The following is a 12,416-nucleotide window of genomic DNA, read 5'->3' on the forward strand; positions in this document are numbered from 1 at the left end:
TCGGTGCCGGAAACGGCGCTCGATGATGGAAAAAGAGGAGCGATATGTGCTGACAATTGCGATAGCCAACCAGAAAGGCGGTGTCGGTAAGACCACGACCGCTATCAACATGGCGACCGCTATGGCGGCAACGGGCTGGCGCACTCTTCTTATCGACCTTGATCCGCAGGGAAACGCATCCACCGGCCTTGGGGTTGAGGCCGACGCGCGCGATGTGTCGAGCTATGATGTCTTGGTCGAGCAACTACCGATTTCCGACGCGACGTTTGAAACGAGCATTCCCGGGCTCGATATTGTGCCAGCAACCGTAGATTTGAGCGGGGCGGAGGTGGAACTTGTCTCGGTCGATGAGCGTACCGAGCGTTTGCGCAGCGCACTCAGCAACCACGAAGATCACGATATCTGCTTTATTGATTGCCCGCCGTCGCTCGGCCTTTTGACCCTCAATGCCCTGTGTGCGGCCGATTCCATTCTCGTGCCGCTGCAATGCGAGTTCTTCGCGCTTGAGGGGTTGAGCCAGCTGCTCCAAACGGTTGAAAGGGTGCAGCAGCTTTTCAATCCGAGACTCAATATCATTGGTGTGGCGCTCACAATGTACGATCGCCGCAATCGCCTTACCGACCAAGTTTCCGACGACGTACGCGATTGTCTCGGCGATCTGGTGTTCGAGACGGTCATTCCGCGCAACGTTCGCTTGTCCGAAGCGCCAAGTCATGGATTGCCGGCTCTCGTTTACGATCACAGTTGTGTCGGTAGCCGCGCATATATCGCCCTTGCGCGCGAACTTATTGGACGATTTCCCCCTGAAAGACAGGCAGCAGCATGAGCGCTAAACCCACTGATTCGATTGAATTTTCCGTTCCTCAACGCAAAGCCGGAGCGAGTAGAAAGAAGCTTGGCAAGGGGCTGGGCGCGCTATTGGGTGAGACGAAGCGCGAAGAGCCATTGGTTTCTGCATCGCCAGACACGGGCCCTGAGGCAAAGCAAACCTCTGCTTCTTCTCCCTCCAAAGGGGAACTACCGGCAGGATCTCCGCTGAAATCGCTTGCGGTCGCCTCGATCTCGCCCCTGCCGGGTAACCCGCGCAAGCATTTCGATGAAAAGTCGCTTGAAGAGCTCGCTGCATCAATCGCCGCGCGCGGGGTGATCCAGCCAGTCATCGTGCGTCCCAAATCCAACGGGAAATATGAACTCGTCGCAGGTGAGCGGCGCTGGCGTGCGGCGCAAAAGGCGCGGCTCCATGAAATGCCTGCGCTGGTGCGCGAGCTTTCCGACCGCGAGGTTATGGCGCTGGCTCTTATCGAGAACCTTCAGCGCGAGGATCTGAATCCGGTCGAAGAGGCAAGGGCGTATCAACGTCTGGCCGATGACGAAGGGATGACCCAGGCGGAAATCGCTCGCATGGTTGAAAAATCTCGCAGTCATGTGGCGAATATTCAACGTCTTCTGGGATTGCCCGAGGCTGTGCTCGACCTGGTTGAGGCGGGCAAGCTTTCGATGGGGCACGCCCGCGCGCTGGTTGGTCAAGAGGATGCAGCCGATCTCGCCAAGCAAGCGGTGAAGGAAAACCTTTCCGTTCGCGAGATTGAAAAGCTTGTCCGCAAGGTCGCAAGGCAGGTTGGCGCGAAAAAGGAATCCACCCCTGCGCTTCCGGTGGCGGGCGATGACGCTGATATCGTTGCTGTTCAGCGCCATCTCGAAGAGTTTTTGGGACTTAAAGTGCGAATCAAGTCCGATTCGGACCCGAGGTCGGGTGAGATTTCGATCAGATATGGGTCGCTCGACCAACTGGATCTCGTGTGTCAACGCCTAACGGGCGGCGATTTTTAACGCGAATTTCGCGCGCTCATTTTCAATAAAACACAGTTTTTTCAGTCGGTTATACAAGCGGGCCTGCAAACCTTACTTGGCTGGTAACCATACCTAAAAACGAAAGCGGAACCCGGTATTTGTACTTAGGGGCCACGAAACGGGGGCAACCCGTGTTCGGTTGGACGGTTAGGTGCAGTGATTCGTGAAGGGTCGCGAAAGTGCTTTTTCAAACCGTCCGACAACGGGAAAAAGAAGACACTTTCGGAAGGACCACTAATGACCAAGTTTCTCCGCACCGCCACGGCTGGCGTCGCACTCTTCGCAGCTGTTGGCATGGGCACTGTTGCAAACGCACAAGTCACTGAAACAGCTGACGCTCGTGCAGAAGTTCTCGCAGCCCTGCAGCTTACTAACGACGACGACCTGAACTTCGGCGCGATCATCGTGAACAACGGTTCGACCGGCGGCGACGTGACTGTTGATGCAACCGGCGTGCGCACCTGTAGCGGCGACGTGATCTGCGGCCCGGGCGCTGCTGAGCACGAAGCACTGTTCACGGTTAGCGGTGCTGCCAATACTTCGGTCGCAATTCTGCTCGAAGACGTTGCAACCAACGGCGTGACCCTTCGTCACACTGCAAACGCCGGTTCGGCAGCTGCGAACCACAACATTGAACTCGTCAACCTGACTGACAGCGCTGCTGGCGGCTACGCTTCTTTCAGCGGCAGCGAGCAGTTCGGTGTTGGCGGTCGTATCGTCCTCGACGGCAGCGAAATCGCTGGCGAGTATGTTGGCCAGTTCGACGTAACTGTCGAATACCAGTAAGCTTTTCGTGACGGCGGGCCAGCGAGCGCTGGCCTTGCTCACCAAGAGACCAGGAAAGCCGCAACCCTTACTCAAGGGCTGCGGCTTTTTCCTTATGTCGCTGCCTCGAAATGCGGGTGAGCCTTTAACCAATCTTAACCATGCTTGCTTACCACCCTTACGTGTAAATACGCGGAAGGCCTTGGTGGGTTGGGCTTCCGCACCAGGGAGCCAATACAACTATGTTTCTCAAACCATTGCGAAATCTTACGACTATCGCCGCAAGCTTTGCCGCCTTTGGTGCGCTTTCCATTGCCACCCCTGCGCATGCCCAAGGTGACCTTCTCGTCGCACCGACACGTGTGATCCTCGACGGATCGCGCGGGACCGAGGTGATCTTGAGTAATATCGGAGCTGACGAGGCAACCTACCGCATTGGCCTTGAGCTGCGACGCATGACCGACAACGGCCGCCTTGAGCCGGTTGAAAAGGTCGATGCCAACGACACCGAAGAGGCCGCGCTCGGTATGATCCGTTATGCTCCGCGCCGCATCAGCCTTCCCCCCGGCCAGCCTCAATCGGTACGCCTTTCTGCGCGTCCCGGTGCCGAACTGCCCGACGGGGAATACCGCGTGCACATGTCATTCAAAGCCATCCCGCGCCCGACCGAAGTGACCCAGGAGGACACCCAGGCCGAGGGGGTCACGCTGCGTCTTATCCCGATCTATGGCATCACCATTCCGATCATTGTCCGCCACGGTGATGTTGAGGCGCAGGTCGCTTTGACACAGCCTTTGATCGTTCAAGGTGAGAAAGGACCGGAGCTTGCCCTGTCGATTGAGCGCGCCGGCGAAAGCTCGACCTATGGCGCTCTCAGCATCGTGAAACCGGGCCTGCCTGATCCGATCGTTCTTGCTGGCGGCATCGCGGTTTACCCCGAAATCGGCTCGCGCGAGGTGCGCATCAATCTGACCGAAGAGCAGGCGGCGCTTTTGCGGGGGCCTGCGCGGATTGAATACCGCGAGCTTGAAGAGAAGGGCGGCGCCCTCATCGCTGCTGTCGACGGAGTGATCGGCTAAACGCTGATCGCCAGAACCCGGAAATTTCCGGGACGCTTCCGATGAAAACTATCTTTCGCCAACGAATCCTGAGCGTCGCTGCGGTCACCGCAGCGGCGCTTGGCTCGTTTGCGATTGCGAGCCCTGCCAAAGCACAAACCTCTCAAACGTCAGCGCCTTCGCAGGGCTGGCAGGCGAATGACGACGACTTTCTCTTCCTTCAGATGCGGGTCAAGAACCACCGGCTGAATCTGGACGTTCGTGGCTATCAAACCGATCGCGGTGTGTGCCTTGACCTCGCGGATGTGATCCAGACGCTCGACCTGCCTGTGCGGATTGATAAAAAGTCGCGCCGCGCAACTGGCTGGTTGTTCGCAGAGGATCAGGAGTTCACGATTGATCGCGAAGCCAATACAGTACAAAACGTGAACACTGGTGAAGCGCCGCTCGCCAAGGATATTTACGACACGCCCGAAGGGTGGTGCGTCGACACTGATGCCTTGTCGCGGTGGTTTGGCGTGACTTTCAAGCCCGATCTGTTCAACGCGGCGGTGCGGATCGAATCGGAGACCGACCTTCCGTTCATGCAGGCGATCGAGCGACGCAAACGGGCCGAGCGCATCCGTCCGCGAAATGTCAGCTTTGACCTGTCGCAATACCCCTCGTCGAAGATGGAATATCGGTCCTGGCGCACGCCGTCTGTTGATGTGGTGGTGGATGCCGAGGCGCGCACCAGCACTGGTGTAGGCGGCAGGGTCGAATTTCTCGCCGCCGGCGAGGCGCTGGGGGCCAGTTACACCGCCAGGATCGGGACAGACAATCAGTTCAATCCGCGTACTTTGCGGGTGCGCGCCTATCGCAGCAATGAAGAAGGGGGCCTGCTCGGACCGCTTGACGCCACTGACGTTGCCGTGGGTGATGTTGAAACCGTTCCGGGCCGCCTTGTCGGCCAAACGGGTGTCGGGCGCGGCGCGTTTATCACCAACCGGCCTCTGGGCCAGACATCGCGTTTTGCCACCACGGTCCTGCGCGGCACGCTGCCCTCGGGTTGGGATGCAGAGCTTTATCGCAACGGCCAGCTGATCGCCTTCCAGCAATCGCGTCCTGATGGCCGATATGAATTCCTCGATGTGGACCTGTTCTTTGGCCGCAACGACTTTGAAATCGTGCTTTACGGCCCGCAGGGGCAAATTCGTCGTGAGCGATCCTCCTTACCGGTGGGTATGAACCAGATCGAGCCGGGCGAAACGCAATATTGGGCCGGAATCCTTCAGGAAAACCGCGACCTTATTCAATTGCGTTCGGCTGGCCAGCAGACCGAGCAGAACTGGCGCTGGGGCGGGGGGCTCGAACGGGGGCTCAGCAAGCGAACCAGCATCGGTTTCGGCGTCCATAATCTCGTGCGGAACGAGGACCGTTACACCTACGCCGAGGCGGCGTTAACACATGCCCTGCCTTTCGCTCAGCTCGAGCTCGCCGCTGCGCACGAATTCGGCGGGGGGCTTGTCACCAATCTCAACACACTGGGCAGGGTTGGTGACGTCAACTTTGGCACCAATGCGCGCGTGTTCTTCGGCAATTTTCGCGGCGAGTTTGGCGAGAACGAGTTTAAATACACCGGAGGGGTCAATTTCTCGACTTCGTTGCGGATGGGACGGCTGTCCTTGCCCATGCAGGCCGCGTTCAATCACGCCAAGCGGCGAAATGGCGATTCCGTCAACACGCTGAGTGCGGTGACCTCGGTCACAGCGGGGCGGCTTGCGGTTTCGGCGCAACTTTTCCATGAAAAAGACAGCGGACGTCCCGCCAATGACCGGACTGAACTCAACCTTCTGGTCAACCGTCGCTGGCGCGATGTGAGATTGCGCGGAAATGTGAATTTCCGTCTGGCAGGACAGGATAAGGGGTTCGATACGGCCACGGTGCGCCTTGAAACCGATCTTGGCGAGCGCGGGACGCTTCAGGGTGACCTCGAATACACGGCTGATATCGACGAATTCCGGTTGAACGCGGGCTATACCCACCGTTTCAAGGAGCTTTCCTTGCGCGGAGACGCGTTTGTTACCTCACGCGGGGCGGTGGGCGTCGGCATACAGGCCGCCTTCAGCCTTGGACCCGATCCGACGGGCGGTATTCGCGTGTCGGGCAACAAGCTTGCCCGCAATGGTCAGGCGGCGGTGACCGTTTACAGGGACGACAACGCCAACAATCGCCGCGATCCGGGCGAACAATTGCTCGAAAATGTCATGGTCGAAGCGGGCCTTCGCAGCACGGACGCGGTTACGGGCACGAACGGCACCGCGATGGTCGATGAACTGCGGCCTTTCCGTCCTGTGCTGGTCGGAATTGATGAAAGCTCGCTCGAAGACCCGTTCCTCGCGCCCGCATCCAAGGGCATCGTGATTACTCCGCGTCCGGGCGTGGTGGCACAAATCGAGCTTGCGATTTCCCCCACCGGAGAGGTTGAAGGCTCGCTCCTCAGCACCGCGGGTGTCGAACAACCCGGTGTTCGCCTTGAATTGATTGACGATCGCGGCGCGGTCGCTGCGGAAACCGTGAGCGAGTTCGATGGCTTCTTCCTGTTCCAGCGCGTGCCATATGGCCAATACCGTTTGCGCGTGTCGAAAGACGCGGCCACCACACTTGGCGTTGAGCCGAGCCTTGCGATGCGCAATGGAAGCACCCAGTTCACGATCGGCAATGACAATGACGTTGTGCGCTTTGGCACGGTCAAGCTCACCGCGCGTCGAGTGCGCGAACAAAAAGGGCCTCAAGACGTCGAAGTGATCGCAGCGGTGCGATCACCATAAACGACTGAAATCAATTACCTTTGATGTAGACCGGAGCCGCTTTGACCGGGCGCGGCGCAGTTTTGATCGGGCGCGGTGCCGGCAGTGGTGCAGGGGCCGGGATCTGGCGGGTTGCGCCAGGGACGACCTCTTCGCGAACTGTCTCGCGCACGATCACACGACGCCGCTGCTGATACTCCACGGGGACATAGACCACCTGTTGTGGCGGCGCGTAGTAGTACTGCGGCGCTGCATAAACAGGGGCGGCATAAACAGGAGCGGCGTGAACCGGAGCGGCATAAACAGGTGCGGCATAAACAGGTGCGGGAATGCTGCGCGTGGCAAAGTGACCGCCATGCGCATGTTGAGTGAGATAGCCGTCGAGCGCGGCCTCGCAGTCATATTCGCCGCGATCATTGCGCCCGCCGCCGATGAGGCTGCCGAGAAGGGCGCCGCCAAGGCCACCGACCCCTGCGCCAAGGAGCGTGCCGCCAAGACGTTCGCTATCAAATGCGCGGTTTCCGATGATCCCGCCCGCGACAGCGCCGAGAAGGCCGCCGATGATCCCGCCCTTTTCTTTGCCGCTGCTACCGCGCGTGCGATCCTCGCATTCCTCGATCCAGTCCTCGCGTGAGAAGACTTGTGCTGCGGGAGCATAGCCATAGGGTTGGCCGTAGCCAGCCTCGCCGTATTCACTGCTGTATCCGTCGCTATATTCGCCCCCGTATTCGCCCCCGTATTCGCCACTGTATGCGGTCGCTTGCCCTGCAGTGTGCGCCGCCGGCATGGCTGCGCGCTCGATCCGGCGGGTGCGTGTAATGGTTTCCACTCCGTCAGGGCCCACCGTTGTGACGGCTCCTGTGTCTGAGCGGTAGGTGTCGTTCACCCGATTCGCAGGGACCGGCGCTGTGCGCAGATCAGAGGGAAGCGCGCTGGCCTCCTGTGCGCCCATCGGTTCGATATCCGGCAGGGACGGCAAGGTGTTCTGGGCGCTGAGCGCAGTCGGGAGCGTAAGGCTGGCCGCGATAAGACCAAAGCTGGTGAGTTGGATGCGCGTCATTGGTATTCCCTTCCTGTACCGCCCGCGCTCGCGTTCCGGTGACGACTCGCAAGGGGACGGCTGGCAATTATGCTTAGGAAATCGTTACCATTGTGCAGGGGTGCGCTCCAAATCGTCAGATGCACCGTGTCTCGAAACGGGGCGACTCTCGGTGCGATAATGAGCGATCGGGTGGGCCAGGCTTTCCGGGCCTGCGGTTCAGAGACGCGAGGCGAGAAGTGCGGCGAGCGCCTCGATCCCGGCGGCGTCTTCGGCATCGAAGCGCGAAGTGCGCGGGCTATCGAGGTCGATCACCGCGATAACGGCGCCATCACGCACCACCGGCACCACGAGTTCGGATTGGCTTGCCGCGTCGCAGGCGATGTGGCCGGGAAAAGCGTGGACATCGTCAACCAATTGCGTCTCACCCGATGACGCCGCCTCACCGCATACACCCTTGCCCAAAGGGATACGGATGCACGCCGGGCGGCCGTTAAAAGGGCCAAGCACAAGCTCGTCCGCGCCCGATGCGTTGGTGCCCATTCGATAAAAGCCTGCCCAATTCAGCTCTGGCAAAAACTCCCACAGGAGGCTTGCGACATTGGCCATGTTTGCGACCGCATCGGGCTCTCCGGCGGTGAGCGCATCTGCCGCCTCGCACAATTGCTGATAGACCTCCGGTTTCGAGGCCGTCGCATCGGGTTTAAAATCGAACATCGCATTTCCTATAGGGGCATCTGCCTCAGTACCTGGCCAAAGCTCACTCTAAGCTTGCGGGGGGCAGCAGCAGGTCTTATTTCGCTCCATATGAGTATTGTTCGCAAGGTCGCAATCGGTTTGGTCGTTTTTCTCCTGATCGCAGGAGCAGCGCTGTTCTTTCTTTCAAGAGGGGATACCGCCGATAAAGACTTTGCCTCGGTAACCGGCACCGATCCGGTGCTCGAAGACCCCAATGCGGAAAGCATTCCGACGGTCAATATCGCAAAGCCCGTCGGCTGGAACGAGGGTGAGGCACCGCAGGCGCCCGAAGGCTTTACCGTCACCCGTTTTGCCGAAGGGCTCGATCATCCGCGGGTACTATACACACTTCCCAATGGCGATGTTCTGGTGACGCTCACCCGCGCACCCGAGCGCCCCTCCGATGCCGAGGATGAGGGGTTCTTTGACAGCGTCCGCAACTGGATTGCCGATATGCTCTTTGCACGAGCAGGCGCGGCGGGCCCGTCGGCCAATCAAGTGGTGCTGCTGCGCGACCGGGACGGCGACGGAGTTGCCGATATTCAGGAGGTGCTTCTCGACGCGGACGCAGGGATGGATTCGCCTTCGGGTATCGCGTGGAATGAGGGCACTCTTTACATCGCCAATCACGACGCGGTGCTTGCCTTTGACTACGAGCTGGGTTCAGCCACCGTCAGCGGTGAAGCGCGCAAGCTGATGGATCTGCCGCCGGGCGGGGGCCACTGGATGCGCAATATCAAGGTTCACCCCGATGGTGACCGCATGTATGTCGCGGTCGGCTCTGTTTCCAATGTCGGGGAGCAAGGCATGGCCATCGAAGAAGGCCGCGCGATGATCCACGAGCTTTCGCTCACAACCGGAGAGGCGCGACCCTATGGCGTCGGCCTCAGAAACCCTAACGGCCTCGATTTCAGCCCCTGGTCAGGCGAACTTTGGACCACCGTGAACGAGCGCGATATGCTCGGCTCCGACCTCGTGCCCGACTATCTCACCAATGTCCCTGTTGGCGTGAATTACGGCTGGCCCTGGGTGTATTACAAGAACACGCTCGACCGCCGGGTCAAAGCGCCGCGTCCGCGGTTCCTGATCGAATACACGCGTTATCCCGAATTTGCTTTGGGCCCGCACGTTGCCGCGCTTGGCCTTGTTTTCACCAAGGAAGGCCACCGCATGGGCGCAGATTATGCGAGCGGGGCCTTTGTCGCGCAGCACGGCTCGTGGAACCGCAAGCCTGCTTCGGGTTATGACGTGGTCTATGTCGACTTTGACGAATTCGGCAATCCGGTGGGCAAGCCTGTCCCGCTGCTCACCGGCTTTTTGAACGAGGACGGCACCACCAAAGGGCGTCCGACATGGGTCGAGTGGGCAAGCGATGGTGCGCTTCTGGTTTCAGACGACACGGCGGGCATCATCTGGCGCGCTTTCAATCCGGGAAGCCAGGCGGGAGCAGGGATCGCGGAGCTTGAGGGCGAATCGCTGCCGCCAATCCGCGAACTGGTCGATCCACGCGCAGCTTTTGAAGAAGATTATTTGCGCACGCAGAGCCAGTAAGGCTCGTCAGAGCGCGAGGCCGGCGGCCCCTGCCACTTCGCAGGCGAATTGATAGGCGGTGCGGCCGGACCGGTTGCCACGCGCAATCGCCCATGCGTTCGCCTCTTCCTCGCAGAACTCGAGCCCGAGTGGCTGGGTATAGCTGCGGACAATCTCGAGATAGGTCGCCTGATCGCACGGGTGGAAGGCAAGCGTCAGTCCGAAACGGTCGGCAAGCGCCAGCGCATTGTCGCGCTCATCGCGTTCGTGCAGGTCAGCAGGGCGGGTTGCCTGCCGCTCGACAATGGCGCGCCGGTTCGATGTCACCGCAACGCGGATGTTGACCGGGCGACCCAAGGCCCCGCCATCCAGCAGGCTGCGCAGCGCCAGATTGCCCTGCAGGTCACCTTCATCAAAGCCGAGATCGTCGATGAACAGGACAAAAGCGCGAGGGACCTTGGCGAGCGCCTCTATCAATTGCGATATGCGCGCAAAACCGCTCGCATCGGCTTGAACGAGTGCGATTTCGCGCCCGCTTTGTTGAAGGTCGCCGATTGAGGCGCGGATAAGCGCGGATTTGCCCATACCGCGCGCCCCCCACAGCAGCATATCATGCGAGGCAGCACCCGAACTCAACCGGTCAAGATTGCGCTGCACCGCATCTTTTTGCGCATCGATCCCGCGCAGACGTTCGAGGTAGAGCGCGTCCAATTCCTCCAGCGCGTGCGCGCCTTCCCCCGACCAGAGATAGGCGGGGTGGCTGAGCCAATCGACGCCTCGCTCAGGCTCAGGCGCTAACCGTTCAAGCGCGGCGGCGATCCGCTCCAGAGCCTCGCTTTTCCTGCTCATCCAGCCAGTGCTTCGGGCGACACCGCATAAAGGTCTTGCGAACCAGCGGTCGCGCTCGCCTTGAGCCCTGCGGCCTCTGGCACAATGCGATCGAGGAAGAAGCGCGCGGTGACCGGTTTGATCCCGGCAAGCGACGGAGAGGCGCCATCGGCAACCGCTTTGGCCTGCTTCATCAACTGCCAGCCCGCCACCGCAACCGCGAACATGGTGGTGAAGGGGACGCTGCCGGCAAGTTTGTCATCAAGGCTCGCTTCGCCTTGCATCCATTCGGCGATGCCAAGGCATTCGCGCGCGAGGCCCGCCAGTTGAGGCTCCTCTGCGGCATCTTTTGCAATGTCGCGCAAAAGCCCGAGCAACGCCTCGCCCCCTTCAAGGCCGAGTTTGCGGGTCACAAGGTCAGCGGCCTGAATACCATTGGTGCCCTCGTAAATCGGGGCAATGCGCGAATCGCGCCAGTGCTGCGCCGCGCCGGTTTCTTCGACAAAGCCCATGCCGCCGTGGATTTGAACGCCAATGCCGGCGACTTCGACGCCGACATCTGTGCCCCACGCCTTAAGCAGTGGGACAAGCACCTCGGCGCGTGCTGCCGCTGACGCATCGCCCAGAGTGCCGCGGTCGACTCGCCCTGCGCAATAATAAAGCAGCGCACGCGCGCCTTCGGTAAGGGCCTTCATGCGCAGGATCATGCGGCGCACATCGGGGTGTTCGATAATCGCCACCGGGGTCTTGTCAGGAGAGCCAGCGCGCACCGACTGCACCCGGTCCACCGCATAGGCGATCGCCTGCTGTGTTGCGCGTTCGCCGATTTGCACGCCCTGGTTGCCGACATTGATCCGCGCATTGTTCATCATCGTGAACATGCAGGCGAGACCCTTGTTCTCGGCGCCGACCAGTTCGCCAATGCAATTGTCATTGTCGCCGTAAGACATGACGCAAGTGGGCGAGGCATTGATGCCAAGCTTGTGTTCGAGGCTGACCGGGCGAAGGTCGTTGTGGGGTCCGAGCGAACCGTCGGCGTTCACGTGATACTTCGGCACCACGAAAAGCGAGATCCCGCGCGAACCCTCTGGCGCACCGGGAAGGCGGGCCAGCACCAGATGGATGATGTTTTCCGCCAGAGTGTGATCGCCCCAGGTGATGTAGATCTTCTGGCCCTTGATCTTGTATTTGCCCGCGTGCTCCCCTTCGGTGATCGGTTCAGCGGTTGAACGAAGCGCGCCCACATCGCTGCCCGCGGCAGGTTCGGTAAGGTTCATTGTTCCCGACCACTTCCCGCTTACAAGGTCCGGCAGGTAGAGCGATTTTTGCGCGTCGGTCCCATGATGGTCCAACGCCTCGATCGCGCCCACCGACAGCATCGGCAGAAGGCTGAACGCCATGTTTGCCGCGCCCAGGTTCTCTAACACATTGCACGAAAGCGTGAAGGGCAGGCCCTGTCCGCCAAACTCGGTCGAGCTGCCGATCGAATTCCATCCCTGCTCGACATATCCCTCATACGCTTCCTTGAAGCGGTCAGGCAGTCGCACCACGCCGTTTTCAAGTTTCGCGCCTTCAAGATCGCCAATGCGATTGAGCGGCGCAAATTCACCGGCAGCAAATTGCCCGACACCCTCGACAATCGCCTCGACCAGATCGCTTTCGGCAGCTGCGAACTTTTCGCTTTGCGCGAGGTCTTCGATCCCGGCGTTAACGCGGATGGCGAGCAATTGGTCCTGGGTGGGGGGTGTGTAAGGGGTCACTGGAGCTGGTCCTGTTTTTGAAAGTGTGCTTGGCAAGTTTGCGCATCAGATATAGCGC

At 60.2% G+C, this 12,416-nt stretch carries 10 protein-coding genes; 6 read left to right on the plus strand and 4 right to left on the minus strand.

Annotated features, from left to right (window positions below; translation table 11 throughout):
* The first annotated feature begins 46 nt into the window (after positions 1-46).
* The 5 genes from MWU38_RS06730 (at position 47) to MWU38_RS06750 (ending at position 6,484) form a co-directional block, all read left to right on the plus strand.
* The gene (locus MWU38_RS06730; RefSeq protein ID WP_348646865.1) at positions 47-826 is read left to right on the plus strand and encodes an AAA family ATPase; all 780 of its coding nucleotides are present in this window, start codon (positions 47-49) and stop codon (positions 824-826) included.
* Positions 823-1,830 carry a ParB/RepB/Spo0J family partition protein gene (locus MWU38_RS06735; protein WP_247271040.1) on the plus strand — a complete coding sequence of 336 codons (1,008 nt, stop codon included), beginning with the start codon at positions 823-825 and terminating at the stop codon, positions 1,828-1,830. Before MWU38_RS06730 ends, MWU38_RS06735 begins: the two co-directional genes overlap by 4 nt.
* A 258-nt stretch (positions 1,831-2,088) precedes the next feature.
* The gene (locus MWU38_RS06740) at positions 2,089-2,637 is read left to right on the plus strand and encodes a DUF4402 domain-containing protein (RefSeq protein ID WP_247271041.1); all 549 of its coding nucleotides are present in this window, start codon (positions 2,089-2,091) and stop codon (positions 2,635-2,637) included.
* Between the two features lie 221 nt (positions 2,638-2,858).
* The gene (locus MWU38_RS06745) at positions 2,859-3,695 is read left to right on the plus strand and encodes a molecular chaperone (RefSeq protein ID WP_247271042.1); all 837 of its coding nucleotides are present in this window, start codon (positions 2,859-2,861) and stop codon (positions 3,693-3,695) included.
* A 41-nt stretch (positions 3,696-3,736) separates the two neighbouring features.
* Positions 3,737-6,484, plus strand: a complete 2,748-nt coding sequence (locus tag MWU38_RS06750; protein WP_247271043.1) for a carboxypeptidase-like regulatory domain-containing protein — start codon at positions 3,737-3,739, stop codon at positions 6,482-6,484.
* A gap of 10 nt (positions 6,485-6,494) precedes the next feature.
* Here the strand turns inward: MWU38_RS06750 and MWU38_RS06755 are convergent, their stop codons facing one another.
* Both MWU38_RS06755 and MWU38_RS06760 read right to left on the minus strand, forming a co-directional pair.
* Positions 6,495-7,523: a hypothetical protein gene (locus MWU38_RS06755; protein WP_247271044.1), complete on the minus strand. Its 1,029-nt coding sequence runs from the start codon at positions 7,521-7,523 to the stop codon at positions 6,495-6,497.
* 198 nt (positions 7,524-7,721) lie between these two features.
* Positions 7,722-8,219, minus strand: coding sequence for a GAF domain-containing protein (locus MWU38_RS06760; RefSeq protein ID WP_247271045.1), 498 nt, complete (start codon positions 8,217-8,219; stop codon positions 7,722-7,724).
* 90 nt (positions 8,220-8,309) lie between these two features.
* Here MWU38_RS06760 and MWU38_RS06765 point away from each other — a divergent pair, with 90 nt between their 5' ends.
* On the plus strand, positions 8,310-9,791 hold the full coding sequence (locus MWU38_RS06765) for a PQQ-dependent sugar dehydrogenase (RefSeq protein WP_247271046.1): 1,482 nt from the start codon (positions 8,310-8,312) through the stop codon (positions 9,789-9,791).
* 6 nt (positions 9,792-9,797) lie between these two features.
* On the opposite strand, the gene MWU38_RS06770 is transcribed toward MWU38_RS06765, so the two are convergent.
* Complete coding sequence (locus MWU38_RS06770; protein WP_247271047.1) at positions 9,798-10,619, minus strand: DUF815 domain-containing protein; 822 nt, start codon at positions 10,617-10,619, stop codon at positions 9,798-9,800.
* Positions 10,616-12,358, minus strand: coding sequence for an acyl-CoA dehydrogenase (locus tag MWU38_RS06775; RefSeq protein WP_247271048.1), 1,743 nt, complete (start codon positions 12,356-12,358; stop codon positions 10,616-10,618). Before MWU38_RS06775 ends, MWU38_RS06770 begins: the two co-directional genes overlap by 4 nt.
* Positions 12,359-12,416: the final 58 nt, after the last annotated feature.

This window comes from Qipengyuania sp. S6317L1, from assembly GCF_023015615.1.
Lineage (GTDB): Bacteria > Pseudomonadota > Alphaproteobacteria > Sphingomonadales > Sphingomonadaceae > Erythrobacter.

Bases quoted from the DNA above. Each gene is read 5' to 3' on its own strand.
- MWU38_RS06770 (WP_247271047.1), bottom strand. From the start codon at position 10,619: ATGAGCAGGAAAAGCGAGGCTCTGGAGCGGATCGCCGCCGCGCTTGAA.
- MWU38_RS06755 (WP_247271044.1), bottom strand. From the start codon at position 7,523: ATGACGCGCATCCAACTCACCAGCTTTGGTCTTATCGCGGCCAGCCTT.
- MWU38_RS06745 (WP_247271042.1), top strand. From the start codon at position 2,859: ATGTTTCTCAAACCATTGCGAAATCTTACGACTATCGCCGCAAGCTTT.
- MWU38_RS06740 (WP_247271041.1), top strand. From the start codon at position 2,089: ATGACCAAGTTTCTCCGCACCGCCACGGCTGGCGTCGCACTCTTCGCA.
- MWU38_RS06735 (WP_247271040.1), top strand. From the start codon at position 823: ATGAGCGCTAAACCCACTGATTCGATTGAATTTTCCGTTCCTCAACGC.
- MWU38_RS06750 (WP_247271043.1), top strand. From the start codon at position 3,737: ATGAAAACTATCTTTCGCCAACGAATCCTGAGCGTCGCTGCGGTCACC.
- MWU38_RS06760 (WP_247271045.1), bottom strand. From the start codon at position 8,219: ATGTTCGATTTTAAACCCGATGCGACGGCCTCGAAACCGGAGGTCTAT.
- MWU38_RS06765 (WP_247271046.1), top strand. From the start codon at position 8,310: ATGAGTATTGTTCGCAAGGTCGCAATCGGTTTGGTCGTTTTTCTCCTG.